Annotated in this window: 10 protein-coding genes; 2 read left to right on the top strand and 8 right to left on the bottom strand. The window is 70.7% G+C overall.

Going from position 1 to position 14,436, the window contains the following annotated elements; translation table 11 throughout:
- Positions 1–18: 18 nt before the first annotated feature.
- From F0U63_RS06715 to F0U63_RS06705, 3 genes are all read right to left on the bottom strand, one after another.
- Entirely contained in the window at positions 19–1,680 is a 1,662-nt protein-coding gene (locus tag F0U63_RS06715; protein WP_395844865.1) for a diguanylate cyclase, read from the bottom strand.
- A 233-nt stretch (positions 1,681–1,913) separates the two neighbouring features.
- Complete coding sequence (gene argE, locus F0U63_RS06710; RefSeq protein ID WP_395844863.1) at positions 1,914–3,077, bottom strand: acetylornithine deacetylase; 1,164 nt, start codon at positions 3,075–3,077, stop codon at positions 1,914–1,916.
- Positions 3,078–3,206: 129 nt separating this feature from the next.
- Positions 3,207–3,674, bottom strand: a complete 468-nt coding sequence (locus F0U63_RS06705) for a ferritin-like domain-containing protein (protein ID WP_395844861.1) — start codon at positions 3,672–3,674, stop codon at positions 3,207–3,209.
- 232 nt (positions 3,675–3,906) lie between these two features.
- Here F0U63_RS06705 and F0U63_RS06700 point away from each other — a divergent pair, with 232 nt between their 5' ends.
- Positions 3,907–4,323 (top strand): CBS domain-containing protein, encoded by a 417-nt coding sequence (locus F0U63_RS06700; RefSeq protein ID WP_395844859.1) that lies wholly within the window; start codon positions 3,907–3,909, stop codon positions 4,321–4,323.
- An 18-nt stretch (positions 4,324–4,341) separates the two neighbouring features.
- Here F0U63_RS06700 and F0U63_RS06695 read toward each other — a convergent pair whose 3' ends face one another.
- From F0U63_RS06695 to F0U63_RS06675, 5 genes are read right to left on the bottom strand one after another with little or no spacing between them, the layout of a single operon-like run.
- Entirely contained in the window at positions 4,342–8,007 is a 3,666-nt protein-coding gene (locus F0U63_RS06695; RefSeq protein WP_395844857.1) for an FG-GAP repeat domain-containing protein, read from the bottom strand.
- An 11-nt stretch (positions 8,008–8,018) separates the two neighbouring features.
- A complete protein-coding gene (locus tag F0U63_RS06690; protein ID WP_395844855.1) occupies positions 8,019–9,563 on the bottom strand; it encodes a hypothetical protein in 1,545 nt (514 codons plus the stop codon).
- 4 nt (positions 9,564–9,567) lie between these two features.
- Positions 9,568–10,959: a DUF1501 domain-containing protein gene (locus tag F0U63_RS06685; protein ID WP_395844853.1), complete on the bottom strand. Its 1,392-nt coding sequence runs from the start codon at positions 10,957–10,959 to the stop codon at positions 9,568–9,570.
- A 21-nt stretch (positions 10,960–10,980) separates the two neighbouring features.
- Positions 10,981–11,649, bottom strand: a complete 669-nt coding sequence (locus F0U63_RS06680) for a hypothetical protein (RefSeq protein WP_395844851.1) — start codon at positions 11,647–11,649, stop codon at positions 10,981–10,983.
- Complete coding sequence (locus F0U63_RS06675) at positions 11,649–13,703, bottom strand: DUF1585 domain-containing protein (RefSeq protein WP_395844849.1); 2,055 nt, start codon at positions 13,701–13,703, stop codon at positions 11,649–11,651. The genes F0U63_RS06680 and F0U63_RS06675 overlap by 1 nt, the downstream gene beginning before the upstream one ends.
- Before the next feature lie 156 nt (positions 13,704–13,859).
- Here F0U63_RS06675 and F0U63_RS06670 point away from each other — a divergent pair, with 156 nt between their 5' ends.
- Positions 13,860–14,429 (top strand): DUF420 domain-containing protein, encoded by a 570-nt coding sequence (locus tag F0U63_RS06670; protein WP_395844847.1) that lies wholly within the window; start codon positions 13,860–13,862, stop codon positions 14,427–14,429.
- Positions 14,430–14,436: the final 7 nt, after the last annotated feature.

Raw genomic sequence — 14,436 nt, 5'->3', positions numbered from 1 at the left:
AAGCATATGCCCGAAAGGCTAGTGGGAGTCACGCCTGGACTCGAGGATGTTGCGGGACAGCTCGTCCATGAGCGCGAGCAGTTCCTGGCGGACAGCGTCGGAGGACTGGCGCAGCTGGGCGGTGAGGATGTGCAGCGCATCACCGGGAGCACTGGCCTCATGCAGCATGCGAGCAGCCGTGCGCGTGGCCGACAGCGGGCCGTCCAGGTCCTCGGCCACCAGGCGGCGCAGCCGCTCCAGGGGATTGGGTGGCGGAGCCGACGGCGGAGCGGAGGCCGCCGCCGGAGCCTCGGGGGCGTTGGAGACGGCGCACACGCGGTTGCGGCCCTGGCGCTTGGCCTTGTAGAGCGCCGCGTCGATGAGCTCGATGAGCTCGGTGACGGACGAGGCGTGCGCGGGGTAGCAGCCCACCCCGGCGCTGATCGTCAACGCGCGGCTGCCGCCCCGGGCGCCCTTCACCACGGCGCCCTCCACCGCGGCCCGGAAGCGCTCGGCGGCGAGCAAGCCCTGCTCCAGGTCCGTCTCGGGGAGGATCATCGCGAACTCCTCACCGCCGTGGCGGGCCACCACGTCCGTGGAGCGCGCCGTCTGGCGCAACCGCGTGGACACCTCGCGCAGGGCCTGATCTCCCGCGGTGTGGCCGAGCGTGTCGTTGACCTGCTTGAAGTGGTCCAGGTCCAACAGCACCAGCGCCATGGGGTGCTTGTAGCGCTGGGCGCGCCGGAACTCGACGCCGAGCGCCTCGTGGAAGTAGGCGCGGTTGTACAGCCCGGTGAGCGGATCCGTCACCGCCACCAGCATGGCGCGATCGCGCGAGGTGCGCAGCTGGCGCTGGCGGCGCTGACGGCGCAGGGCCGTCCCCATGCGGGCGATGAGCTCGGCCATGGGCGTGTTCAGCGTGAGGTAGTCGTCGGCGCCGGAGTCGAACGAGGAGACACGCCGTGAAGTGGATTCCACCTCGTCCACCACGAGGATGGCGGGCGCCTCCTCGTCGAAGCCGAAGCGCTTGAGCAGCGGCTGATCCCCCTCGAGCGCGACCGGGTAGCTCACCACGAGCAGGTCCGCTTCCGTGGTGGTCATGCGCTGGGACGGGGAGCGCAGGGTGAGGTGGAAGTCGCCACACAGGGGCGAGCCGCGCAGCGCCCGGGCAAGCCGCTCGCCCATCACCGGCGTGTGGTGGATGATCTCCACCCGGGCCTGGGGAGGCAGGGGGGCCTCCGGCTCGCGCATGACGCGCGCCATGGCCTCGTGCTGGGCCTGGAGCTGAGCGCGCATCTTGCCGAGCGAGATGAACGAGCGCACGCGGGCGATCATCTCGGCGTCGGGAGCCGTCTTGGTGAAGAAGTCGTCGGCGCCCGCCTTCAACCCCGTGACGCGGTCATCCGTGGAGTCGAGCGAGGTGAGCAGGAGGATGGGCGTGTTGAGGGTGCGGGCATGGCCTCGGAGCTGGCGCGTCAGCTCGTGGCCGTTCATCTGCGGCATCATCACATCCAGGATGAGCAGATCGAAGAGCTGGGGGCCCTCGGTGGCGAGCGCCAGCGCCTCCAGGGGCGAGGTCGTCATCGCCACCTCCAACCCGCTCTCCCGCAGGCGCGAGCCGATGGTTTCGAGGGCGATGATGCTGTCATCCACCAGAAGGACACGACCGGTGGTGCTGAGGCTGTTCGTGAATGCAACCATGGTCCGCTCCGAGCTCAAGCAATCAAGCGGGATCGCCAAGGAGGGGAAGTGGCCGGGAACACGCGCCCCCGCGCTCCTTCCCCTCGTCGTCCCTTCCATCCCAAGAGGAACCCTCTTGTGCGGATGCGCTCCCCCACACCCCCGCCCCGGAACGAAGCATACGCGGGGAGCCCACCCGCCAGACATGCCCCCCGGCTCATTCACGTCATGGGATGTACCGGACGCCTGGGTGCCTATTCACCGACACGCGAGGAGCCGTCCCCACAGAAGTGCGCGATGGCCTGGGAGAGGTAGGCCTCGCACCGCACCAGGTCCTCCACCGGCACATACTCGCCCGTCTGGTGCGCCACGCGGATGTCTCCCGGGCCGAACACCACCGCCTGCGCCCCGAGTTCCGTGAGTTGAGGGGCTTCCGTGCCAAAGGGGACGGTGATGGGGGCATTGCCGGAGAGCTTCGCGAGCACCCGCACCACCTCCGCGTCCGCGCGCGTGTCCACCGCGGGCTCGGCCCGTACCAGGCGGATCCGGGCCTCATAGCCGGGCTCGTCCCGCACCAGCTCCTGGCGGATGGACTCCAGCAGCTCCAGCACCCGCGCCTGGGGCTGACGCGGAATGGGCCGCCACTCCACGATGAAGTGGCACGCGCCGGGGATGATGTTGGACGCCTTGCCGCCGCTGATCCGGCCCACGTTCACCGTGGTGAAGGGGGGCTCGAAGGAGTCGTCCCGATCCTCGCGCAGGCGCGTGCGCGCGAGCGTCTCCAGCTTCTGCAGGAAGCGCCCCGCGCGGAAGATGGCCGAGGCGCCCTCGTCCGGATAGGCGCTGTGCCCCTCGTGGCCCAGCACCTCCACCTCCGCCAGGCAGTACCCCTTGTGCGCGCGCACCGGCACCAGGCGCGTGGGCTCACCGACGATGGCATGCCGCGCCCGGCCCTTGCCCAGCGTCACGAGCTGCTTGGCGCCCTCGCACCCCACTTCCTCGTCCGCCGTCAGCAGCACCATCAGGGGCGCGCTCGGCGGACGCGGCAGATGGGTCACCGCGTGCAGCGCGCAGGCGATGAAGCCCTTCGTGTCACACGCGCCCCGGCCGTACAGCCGTCCCTCGCGCTCGGTCAGACGCAGCGCGTCCGTCCACGCCGCGTCGTACGGCACGCAGTCCGTATGCCCCACGAGCACCAGGGCGGCCTGCTCCCGCGGCGAGCCGCCCAGCACCGCGAGGAGGTTCACCTTCTCCACCCCGGCGGCGTCCCGGTAGGGAACCAGTTCCACCTGGAAACCAACCGCTTCCAGCTTGCCCCGCGCCAGCTCCACCAGGGGCGCGTTGGAGCGGGAAGACGTCGTGTCCACCGCGACCAGTTCGGCCAGCGTGGCGCGCAGCGCGGGCAGGGTGTCACTCATCGGGAGGGCCTCCGAGGGCTCGGGCCACCGCGCGTCACGCGGCGCCCGGGCTGGGACTGTAGAACCCTCGGACGGCCTTGTCCCAGGGGAAGAGCGCCCCGGGCGGAGCGCTCCGCCCGGCGCAGCGCATCAGACGTGGGCCCCGGCCTCTTCTCTCGTCCAGGGACGCAGGCGCACCGCCTCCTTGATCCACGTCAGGTGCCGCTCCTCGTCCTTGCGGTTCTTCTCGATGAGCTGACGCACCTCGGGGCTCCAGTCGAAGCTCAGCGCCAGCTCGTAGGTGCGGTTGGTCAGCTCCTCGTTGCCGAGCATGGCCACCAGCGCGGCCTCGGTCCCCATCATGCTCGTGATCGCCGTCATGCCCTTCATCACCGCGCCCTTGAAATCCGGCCGCAGCTCCACCGGCTCTCCGCCCTGTTGACGGATGAACACGTTGAGATCCTGCACGTGCCGCACATGGTCCACGCGGAACTCGTTCAGGCGCTCGCGCACCAGTTGATCCTTCACGCGGGCGATGGCGGCCTCGTAGGTCCCCGCCGCGTCCACGTCCAGTTGAGCCAGGCTCCTGAGCTTCTCCACCTCGGGAATGATCGCCATCTCGAGTCCTCCCCCATCCAGAATTCGCGGTTCGCGCAAATGTGTTTCGGGGTCCCCGTCCGGCCAATCCCACCTCCCTGGCGCCCGTCCGGACAGCGGGCGGACGGACGGGGCCCCGACGTGCGCCCACCCCGGGGGATGGCGGGGCGAGGCCTCGGGAGGCTTGGCATTCCAGGAGAGGAGGGCCACCTTGTGGCCGGGAGCAGTTCTTGCGCCGGGCGCGAGGTGTGCAGTGAAGATTCATGAGGTGATGATCCCGGACGCCGTCTCCGCCCACCCGGAGACGACGCTGATGGCCGCCGCCGAGATGATGCGGCTGCTCAACGTGGACACCCTCCCGGTCGTCGAGGACGAGCGGGTCGTCGGCCTCGTCACCGAGCGCGACATCGTCGTGAGGGGGCTGGCGCTGGGGTTCGATCCGCGCGCCACGCCCGTCGTCCGGGTGATGGCCCGGCACGTGCCCGGGTGCGAGCCCCAGGAGGACGTGCTCGAGGTCGCCGAGCGGATGCGGCAGTTGCGCGTGCGCCGCCTGTTCGTCCTGGACGCACAGGAGCGGCTGCTGGGCAGCGTGGGCCTGGGTGAGCTCCAGCGGGGGCCGAGGACCACGCCCCCGGAGGACGAGGAGATCTTCGTGCACCCCCATCGCTGACGGACGGGGGGCGGGGCGTCAGAAGGTGAGCGGCAACATGAACGCCGTGCCGTTCTCCGCGCCGGTGCGGTAGCTGAGCGGCGCGCCGATGACGAGCGTGGGCGGCGTCTTGCTGTCCCCCGGGGTGAGCGCCAGGGACTGGCCGAAGTTGGAGCGCTCCGCCGTGTCACCCGTGACCAGGAGCCAGGGCGAGGGCGCGCCCTTGACGGCCGGTCCGCCCGCGTACACGAACACCGCGCCCCCACCGTCCGAGGACACCGAGGCGCCCGAGGCACTCACGATCAGCTCCGGCACCCCATCGTTCGTCAGGTCCACGTTGCCGCGCACCACCGCTCCGAAATTCACGGCCCGCGTCGGGCTCACCACCATGATGGGATTGAGGTCCACCGCCTTCACGTTCACCTCACCCGTGGTGGGCCGGCGCTTGCTCACCTCCGCCACGTCGATCAGCAGCACCGACGGCTGCGTCACGCCCTCATAGGGAATGTTGGTCGCGGTCACCGCCAGATAGTCCGCGCCGCTCTTGCCGAGCACCCGGCCCACGCGCGCCGTCGAGCCTCCCAGCCCGGCGTAGAGACCCGGGGCATCCGCCTGGCGATCCGCCAGACGCACGGTCGTCGCGACCTTGCGCCCGCACTTCGCGCCACTCGCGTCATAGCCGAACAGGATGATGACGTTCGACGCCGAGCCATCCGCGGAGCGCCACGCCACCTCGTCGCACCCGTCACCATCCAGGTCACCCAGCGCCGCCGGAGCCGAGGTCTGCCGATCGTAGTACGGCGACGAGTAGACGGGATCGCACCCCATGGACAGCTTCGCCAGCAAGACGTCATCCGGAGCGCGGCCCAGGAAGAGCTCGAAGCCGTTGTTGCGCAGCACGCCGATGTCCTGCTTGCCGTCGCCATTGAAGTCGAAGCCCCCCAGCACCGAGCGCCCGAGGGCGCGGCGCTCACAGGTGGAGCCCGTGCCGGTGCAACCGGCGATGTCCCCCGGAGCCCACAGCCAGTAGGCCTGCTTGAAGCTCCCGTCCGCCTGGCCGAGCGACACCAGCACTCCCCCCGCGTTCTCCAGACTCAACGCCGGCACGCACGCGGCCTTCTCCATGAAGTAGGGAGTGATCTCCGCGGCGCGCACGTTGGCGCCCGGCTGGATGAAGCTGCTCGCCCCCACCACCGTGTCCGCCCGCCCATCCCCGTTGAAGTCCGTGAAGGCCACGTCCGAGCCCACCCTGCGCCCGCGCCACAGCGGCGAGGAAGCGCCCTCGGCCGCGAGCGTGGCCCGCGAGGCATCCCGCACCCAGGCGCGGCCGGCGTTCAGGTCGTTCCCATCCTCGTAGGGCCCCGGACCCCCCCAGCCCTGCGCGCCCACCAGCGCCACCGCGCTCCCCTGGGCCCCCTTGGCCACCGCCACGCCCTCCCCATAGCGCTCCTTGCTCGGCCGCGCCGGCACCAGGGCGCTCGTGCGCGTCCACTCGGAGAGCGACGCGCCCGCCTTGAGGTAGGCATCCACGCGGCCGGTAAAGGCCTGCCCGGGACCCGAGGCCCGTCCCGAGAAGGCCACCAGCGCCGAGGTGCCGGGCAGCGACCACACCGCGAGCCCCGCGCCCAGGGTGTCCGACTTCGTCTTCCCCTGCAGGGTGAGCAGGGGTTTGTTGAGCACCGCGCCCCTGGTCAGGGTCGCCAGGGGGTAGACAATGATCCTCCCCGCCAAGCGCAGCGGCGTGCTCGGGGACGCGTAGGGCTCGCCCAGCAGCAGCTCCGGACCGGGATTGCCATCCACGTCCATCACCGCCCAGCTCCGCCCCGCGGTGCCGCCAGACGCGTCTCCATACAGACGGGCGAAGGCCGCCCCGAGCTTGAGCTGCACGGGAGCCGCCGCGGGCGCGCCCTGGGGCTTGTACGTGCTCAGGTCGAAGAGCAGCGCGCCCCCCGCGTCGGTCATCGCGACCGACCCACCGCTGGTGCTCAGGTTCGGTGCGTCCGTCTTGTCCGCCAACACCATCAACAGCGGAGGCCGGGAGCCCTCACCCGGCACCGCCGCCAGCCGCCACGTCCCCTCGCCTCTGTCTGTCGGGTGGTTGGAGGGCAGCACGATCAGGTCCGGCGCGGAGCGGAAGCGCTCACCGTCCCCGCGCGCGAAGAACACCGCCACGGTCTGCTGCGCCACTTCCTCGATGGAGCCATCCGCGTTGAAGCGCGACGCCTTGCTGAGCGCCGCCAGGTCTCCCAGCCCATCCCCGTTCAGGTCCGCCACCACCAGCGCGCGGCCCAGCTCCGTGCTCTTGCGCGACTCGAGCGTGCCGTCCTTGCCCAGATCCATGCCGCCCAGGCGGATGGCCGGCAGCTGCGGCACCGTCTGGCCCGGAGTGAGCAGGTAGATGTCCACGACGCCACGGCTGGACCCCGACCCGGGCACCAGGTCCGCCAGGGGCGAGCCCACCACCAGATCCAGATCCCCATCCCCGTCCATGTCCGCGAGCGCCAGGCCCGAGCCGAAGTAGCCGCGGCCCGTGGTGGTCATGGGATTGCCGATGCGCTCCGGACCCTTCGCGCCGAAGCGGTACAGGTACACCGCGCCCGAGTCGGCGATGGTGGTGTCCGCGCCCGGCGAGGACACCACCAGCTCCGCCCGGCCATCCTTGTCCAGGTCTCCCGCGAGCACCGTGTCGCCGAAGAGGGCCGAGTTCGTCTCACCGAGGAGGACCCAGGTGGGCTGGGCGGGCAGGCCCTCGAGGCTGCCCTTGAAGATGAACACCGCGCCCCCGGACGGTTTGCCGAGGTCGCTCTCACGCCGGCCCACGGCCACGTCCTCCACCCCATCCCCATCGAAGTCCGCCGTCACCACCGAGGCCACGTCCGTGAGCTGCCCGTGCGCCTGCGTCTCGCGCGTCAGCTCCGTCATCACGTGCACCGACACGGTCGCCTTCTCGCCGGTGAACGCGTCCGTCGCCTCCACCTTCGCCGTGCCCGTCTCCTCCGGCGCGCTCACGAAGCGCCCACCCTCCACCCGGCCCGGGCCCGACAGCTTCGCCCAGAGCACCCGGTCGGTGCCCCCCTCGGCCCGCAGCGGAATGGACGAACCCGACGGCAGCCCCAGGAACTCCGGGCCGCCCCGCAGCCGCGCGTCCTTGCGCACCTCGAACTGGAGCTGGGCCACGTCGCCCGAGCGATCATCGCGCACGCGCACCAGGTCCACGCCCTCGCCCTGGCCGGCCGTGTACACGCCCGTGGGCGACACGGTGCTGCCCGTGGGCCCCGCGTCCAACGAGAAGATGGCCGAGCCCAACACGCCCGTCACCTCCACCTGGAAGCTCGTGCCCGGCTTGAGCGTGGCCCGCGTGGGCGCCACGCCGAAGGCCGCCACCACGGACACCTGCAGCCGCGCGTCGCCGGGGCAGCGCAGGTCCTCCACCACCACGGTGTCCGTGCCGGGCGTGGGGCCGGCGACGAAGCGCGAGCCGTTCACCTGGCCCGAGGAGCCGCCCGGCTCGAGGCGGTAGGTGTAGTAGCCGCTGCCGCCCGTGGCCTTGAGGTTGGCGCCCGCGTTCACGCGCACCTGGGTGCTGTCCGCGGTGAGGGCCAGGGGCGCGAGGCCCACGCAGGCATCCAGCGGATCCTCGCCGGGGTCCTGGCAGGCAGACAACAGCAGCGCGAGCGCGAGCGAGGCGCGGAAGGCTCGATTCATGGGGGAGCGGCTCAGGGGTTGGCGCCGGTAGCGGCCCAGCGCTGGATGAGGGTGATGAGCTGTGTATCCAACGGACCGTCCGCGGGCATGCGCTGCTCGCGCACCGCCGCGATGATGAGGGAGGAGTTGTCCTTCCACAGCTCGTACGTGGACAGCGGCCGGCCCGGTCCCGTCGATTCATGGCACTTGGCGCACCGGGCCACGTGGATGGGGCGGATGTCCTTGTCCCAGCCCAGCACCACCGTGCTCAGCGGCTCGTAGGAGAAGGCCACCGAGCGCCGGGCCCGGGTGCCATCCGCGTAGGTGGCCACGGCGCTCAGCGTGTGCGGGCCCGCCTCCAAACCCGCGAAGGAATAGGAGCGGGGCGTCCCGTCCGCCTCCACGCCGCCGAGGCTGTAGGCCGGCCCCTCCGCGGACACCTCCGCGCCCCCCAGCTCGAAGGACATGCGCTCGGGTGGCGTCGTGCCCGGGGCCACGCGCGCGCTCACCACCAGCGTGTCCTGCACCACCGTCATGCCCTCGTACAGGCCAATCACCCGGGGAACCGGGCCCCAGCTCAGCGCCAGCGTGTCCGCGCCCAGCTGCACCCACGCGCAGCCGCTCTCGTCGGCCGCCAGGAAGCGGAACTCGCGGGTGTCCACGTTGGCGGCGCGGCCCCACGTGTCCGCGTCCGCGTCGTAGGACAGCAGCGCGTCGCCCGACTTCACCCAGACGAAGCGGCCCGCGGCCAGCACCTGGGTGGGCGGCCGCTCCAGCAACACCGCGCGCCAGCCCCGCGCCGTGTGGCGCAGCAGCCGCTCGGACGTCATCACCCACGCCTCCGCCCCACCCTTCTCCGAGGCCCCCAGGCCCACCAGCGCCACCACGTGCTCGCCGTCCTCGAGCGGCACCGTGGCGGGACGCACCTGCCACGCGTCCGGCGCCGTCTGCACCGCGACGCGCAGCTCCCCGTCGCGCAGCAGCCACAGCGCCGAGGCCGCCTTGTCCACCGGGGCCGCCACCATCGAGCTGATGCCATCCAGCGTCTGCCCCTCCACCTTGAGCGCCGCGAGCTGGCCGTCGCGCAGCCGGTACAGGCCCGACTCGTGCGCGAGCCACGCCACGCCCTCGCTCGTCGACGCGGTGGCCTTGAGTCCCGGGCCGAGCAGCTCGCGCCAGGGCGGCGCGATGAGCCAGCCCGCCTGCGCCAGGAAGAGGCCATTGGCGGCCTCCACCAGCGCCGAGTTCGTCCCCATCCGGAAGGCGGCGTGCACCCGCCCCGGGGCCACCCGGTTGCCCGGGTGGTTCTCCAGCGCGCCCCGCGTCCCGTCCAGCCGCAGGCGGATGGCCTCGCCCGACGCCGTCGCGAAGATGCCTCCCCCCGTCTGGTCCGCGAAGCCCGGCGCCGCCGCCACGTCCGCCTGCGCCTTCACCAGCGTGGGCTGGAAGGGCACGGGGCTCGGACGATCCACCGCGGGGCCACACCCCCACAGCCCCAGCCCCACCAGACACACCAACCGCCGCCCCCACGACCGCCAGGGCACACGGGACTCGAAGTTCGAGGCTTGGCTCTTCATCACGTCACGCCAACAGGGACCGCAGGGGCTCGACACGCGTGATGCTGTAGTCCAGCCCGGCGGATGCCAGCACCGTCGCGATGATGTGATCAGGAAGGATGTTCTGGCCGCTGACGGGGTCCGACTCGCCCGTGCCCAGGTTCACCACGGCCGGCGCCATGGCGATGTCACCGCTGCGCCCGAACACCGTGTTGTGCTTGATACCCGCCCCCATCAGCAGACAGCTGTTGGTGAGGTGGTGGTCGCGGCCGGACGCGGCGTTGAGCAGCGGCGTGCGGGCGAACTCCGAGTAGACCAGGATGGTGGTGTGGTCCATGAAGTTGCCGCCAGCCCAGTGTGGGGTGGCGCGCAGATCCTTCACCAGCAGGGCGAGCGATTCGAAGCCCTTGCGCAGATTGAGCGCATGCGTCGTCTGCGAGCCGAAGTGGGTGTCCAGGCCCCCGGCCAGGTTGATGGACACGCACTGGCTGATGCCCTTCTTGAGCGCCGTGGCCACCAGCGCCGCGCGCCCCGCCGCGTCGTCGTACGGACCACTGTCGCCCAGGCCGTAGGCGGTCCGCACCGCGCTGGCTTCCGGGGTGTTCTGTTCGAAGCGGAACGCGTTGTCCAGGCGGCTGGAGATGACCTGCCGCATCTGGCCGCGGCTCGACGAGTACATGGTGCCCACCCCACCGGCGCCATAGGCCGCCGCCTCGCAGGAGATGGGCTGGCCGCTGAAGTCCACGAGCTGCTTCTCCAGCTCGCTGTCGAGCTGGGTGGAGCTGGGCGCGAGCGCGAGCAGCAGGTCGCTCGACTTGCTCACCTTGAGCGCGTTGGCGGAGCCCGGGTAGCGGTCGTTGTACGTCTCCACGTTGTAGGCGATGGAGGGGATGGGCACCGGGGGCGCCATCTGCCCCACCACCTCGGTGGCCGTGGACGAGCCCCGCGCCGCGGCGCCGATGGGGCGCTTGCCGGTGATGAAGTAGCGCCTGCCCTCCTCATGCGCGAGCGTGGTCATGTTGATGCCCCGCACCACCGTCATGAGATCGTAGTGCTCCGCCAGGGTGCTCACCGCCGGACCGAAGGTGATGTTGGAGGCGGCCGCGCCCGGGCGCCTGGCCGGCACGATGGGCCGGGTGGGGATGCTCGGATCGGTGAAGCTGTAGCCCGGTTGGATGCGCGTCTGGGAGACCCGGTCCGCGGTGAAGACGGTGGGATCCCTCGGATCGAGGGCGAGGAGCTGGTCCCACCCGCCATCGAAGTAGACGAAGACGAAGCAGCGCTCGGAGGGCTTGAGCGCGGTGCTCTGCGCGAAGGCGCGGAAGGGCGTGCTCCCGAACAGGGTGGTGCCCATGAAGCCCGCGGCGGCCTTGAGGAAGGTGCGGCGCCCGTGGGACGTGTCGTGGTTCTTCTTCATTGGTGCGTCTCCCCGGAGCGGTCAGTAGGTGAGGAAGCGGGTGTCGGTCATGAAACCGATGCAGAGGGCCGCGAGGGCCTGATCCCGCTTCTTGATCGTCTCGGCGCGAGCGGCCGCCTTGGTGAAGAAACCCGCCCAGCGCGTCAGCTCCTCGTCATGCAACGGCGAGCCCCAGAAGCGGGTGGACAGGTACACGAGCAGCTCGCGCACCTGGGCATCGGTGAGCTTGCGCAGATCGCCCACGGTGCCCTCGGGCAGCGTGCGGGCCAGCACCCGATCCTTCGCCACGGTGAGCTTCAGGTCCGCGCTCGCCCGGGCCACGCACACCTCGCGCGCCCCGTCCTCGAGGAACTTGGCGAACACGAGGTTGGCCTCGGTGCTCTCCGCGTTGACGAGCGCGTAGTCCGCGCGGCCCAGCGAGGCCGCCCGGCTGTTGAGCTTCGACCAGGGCTGTCCCAGCGCCGTCTGGATGGAGGCGTCGAGCTGATCCACGGTGAGGCGGCGCGCGGAGCGTCCCACGCGGCCGTCCTGCTGCTCGGGATCCGGCAGGGGAACCACGCCCCCGTTGCCATGAAGGCCGTCGTCAGGGGGTTGCTGGACGTCCACGGGGGTGAGCGTGCCAGAGGAACCGCTCTGGTCACACGCGGCGGTGCCGAGCGCGACGAGCGCGAGCAGGAACAGGCGGCGCATCAGTCGATCCTCCGGTAGGCGTCCGACAGCAGCAGACGCTCGATGAGACCCTTGAGACGGTGATTGTCGGCGGCGAAGTCCGCGGCGAACTGCTCGAGATAGAGCGCCTGCTCCTGTCCCGACATGGGGCGGCCGAGGAACTCCTCCCAGATGCGCCGCACCGCGCAGCGCTCCAGGTCCCCGCCCTGCAAGAGGCGCTGCACGAGCAGCTGGGGCCCGCCCTCGATGTTCTGCTCCTCGGAGGCATTGCGATAGAGGAACGAGGTGAGCGTGCCGAGCGAGCGCGCGCCCTCCTCGTCATAGGCCTGCATCACGTACTGGGAGCACTCGCCGTTGCAGGACGTGTTGCCCGCGATGGCGCAGTCGTAGCACTTGGGATCGAAGCGGGGAAAGCGCGAGGGCTCCAGGTAGAGCGCGGCGCGCTCGGCGAAGCGGCCCCAGTGCGCGCCCGTGGGCTCGATGGTGGCGTGGCAGTCCTTGCAGGCGCAGCGCGTGGAGAGATTGTTGTCGCGGTTGCATGCGTCCTCGGCCGCGGGCGGACGGTTGTTGGAAGGCACGAACGCCTTGCACAGGAAGGCCGAGTAGAAGTGGTTGACGCGCGCGCGCTGGGTGGGGAAGCGGTAGAGCCAGGCCGGCGTGGTGAGCACACCCGAGTGCTGGGGGCCGCGCACGTACTCGCGCCACGTGTTCGCGTCCGCGAACGGCAACACCGGCATCGACTCCGCGGGGGCGGGCGAGGACAAGGAGAAGACACCCACGCCCTGCTGGGGATCGCGGTACAGCTCGGACAGGGGGCCATTCACGAAGGAGCGGCGCGTGGTGAGGATGTTGAAATAGGGCTCGTCGTTGCGCAACACCGAGTCGGCGATGAGCTCGGGCTCGGTGTTGATCGCCGCCACGCGGAAGGGGTGGGTGACGGCGGCGGTGGTGGACGTCGCCGAGTCCTCGCAGCGGCGCATCTTCTCGCCACACCCGCAGCTGCGGTCATTGTTGAAGCGCGCCGTCGTGCACGACTCGAGCGTCCAGGGGTTGACCGAGCGCTCCTGCGCCTCGATGGCGCAGATGCGCACCTCCGGCCCACCGAGGTTCCAGAAGGGCGCGGGCCGCGTCACGTACCCCTCGCGCTGGAAGCAGCCGCGCTGCGGGACGTAGGTCCCCTCCACGCCGTTGCGCGGACTCATCGTCAGCGTGCACCGGTCCAGCCGCGTGAGCGTGGTGCTGTCGGACGGATTGGGATTCTTGAAGGCCACCACCTTGCCCGAGCCATCCGTCTCCTCCGCGGTGAGCGCGGACGTGGACGCCTTGGTCGGGTGCGGCTTGCACAGGTGCGGCACCAGCGCGGTGCCCACCCGCCGCATGTCGCAGAAGTACATGTACTTGGGATCCAGGCGGTCCCCCACCGTCTTCTTCGTCGCCGCGTCGCACGAGTTGATGGCCGGATCGGGGACGGGCTCCTTGGTCGGGTCGGCGTTGGGCACCAGATCCAACCGGCTGCACTGGTAATAGGAGGTGGTGTCGTAATCCCAGCTCACCGGCAGCGGCACGCCCCGCGCGTCGTAGCAGGCCTTGGTCGTGGTGGGCTCGGCGTGCGGATCCTGCCGGAGGGCGGTGGCGCACGAGTCCTGGGGGATGTAGCTGTCACAGCCAATGCCATTGGCCCCGCGCAACGAAACGCTGCTGTTGCCGCGCATGGACAGGGCGTCCGTCGCGTCCCCCTTGCCATACAAGCGTGAGTTGGTGTTGTTGTTGACGCTGCCGTTGACGTTGCTCCAGAGCAGCGCGCGGTGATAGCCGCGCATGCGCGTGTAGAACTGCTCCGAGTTCATCATCGAGCGCACGTCCTCGACCGACACCTCGCCCTTGGTCCGCACCGCCGTGTACTCCTCCACGGTGGGCGGGCGGCCGAGCAAGTCCAATGACAGTTGGCGCAGGTAGCGCTCCAGGGGAAGCTTCGTGACCGGCGCGCACACGGGCCCATCCTCGGCCAGAACGGGCGTTGGCCCGAGGATCAATATGGCGGCCAGGGGGACGAGGACGCTGCGTGCAAGGGGCACGGGCACCTCCTAGGACTGCGGGTGGGGGAAAACCGCGGTTGGCCTTTATGCCATGAATTCAAACTACTGAACAAGTGGCCTTTTCCCATTAGACGGGAAAATCACGTCCCCGCTGTGCGGTTGCATCGGGGGCGAGGCCGGGTCAAAAGACGAGCCATGTCCAACGCCGCCGGTGCCCCCCTGTCTCGGGGGGAGAACGATCGTCCCTTCTACATCTTCACCGCGGTGGTCTCCACCGCGGCGCTCGCGTTCCTGGCCTGGCTGCTGCTCATCCGCAGAGGGGGCGCGGTGGGAGGGGTGGACCTGCGCTTCCTGCCCGCGGTGAACGCGAGCCTCAACGCGCTGGCGGCGGCGTTCCTCACGGCGGGCTGGGTGGCCATCCGCCAGAAGGCCCGGCGCGCGCACCAGTACTTCATGGTGTCCGCCTTCGCGTCCTCGTCGCTCTTCCTGGTGTGCTACCTAGCCTACCACTACGTGCACGGGGACACGCGCTACGCGGGCGGCGGCGCGCTCAAGGTGGTGTACCTGCTCATCCTGGCCAGCCACGTGCTGTTGTCCACCGCCGTGGTGCCGGGCGCGCTGCTGGCCTTCTACTTCGCGTGGCGCAACGCCTTCGAGCGGCACCGCAAGGTGACGCGGTGGCTGGCGCCCATCTGGCTCTACGTGTCCGTGACGGGCGTGATCATCTTCTTCATGCTGCGCGGCAGCCTGCCCTCCTCGCCCTGAAGCGCGC

It is taken from the genome of Cystobacter fuscus (genome assembly GCF_044360685.1).
GTDB classification, from domain to species: Bacteria; Myxococcota; Myxococcia; order Myxococcales; family Myxococcaceae; genus Cystobacter; species Cystobacter fuscus_C.
This window is presented reverse-complemented; position numbering and strand designations above follow the sequence as displayed.

Excerpts from the sequence above, each read along its gene's own strand:
- F0U63_RS06715 (WP_395844865.1), bottom strand. The coding sequence starts at position 1,680 with ATGGTTGCATTCACGAACAGCCTCAGCACCACCGGTCGTGTCCTTCTG.
- argE (WP_395844863.1), bottom strand. The coding sequence starts at position 3,077 with ATGAGTGACACCCTGCCCGCGCTGCGCGCCACGCTGGCCGAACTGGTC.
- F0U63_RS06705 (WP_395844861.1), bottom strand. The coding sequence starts at position 3,674 with ATGGCGATCATTCCCGAGGTGGAGAAGCTCAGGAGCCTGGCTCAACTG.
- F0U63_RS06695 (WP_395844857.1), bottom strand. The coding sequence starts at position 8,007 with ATGAATCGAGCCTTCCGCGCCTCGCTCGCGCTCGCGCTGCTGTTGTCT.
- F0U63_RS06690 (WP_395844855.1), bottom strand. The coding sequence starts at position 9,563 with ATGAAGAGCCAAGCCTCGAACTTCGAGTCCCGTGTGCCCTGGCGGTCG.
- F0U63_RS06685 (WP_395844853.1), bottom strand. The coding sequence starts at position 10,959 with ATGAAGAAGAACCACGACACGTCCCACGGGCGCCGCACCTTCCTCAAG.
- F0U63_RS06680 (WP_395844851.1), bottom strand. The coding sequence starts at position 11,649 with ATGCGCCGCCTGTTCCTGCTCGCGCTCGTCGCGCTCGGCACCGCCGCG.
- F0U63_RS06670 (WP_395844847.1), top strand. The coding sequence starts at position 13,860 with ATGTCCAACGCCGCCGGTGCCCCCCTGTCTCGGGGGGAGAACGATCGT.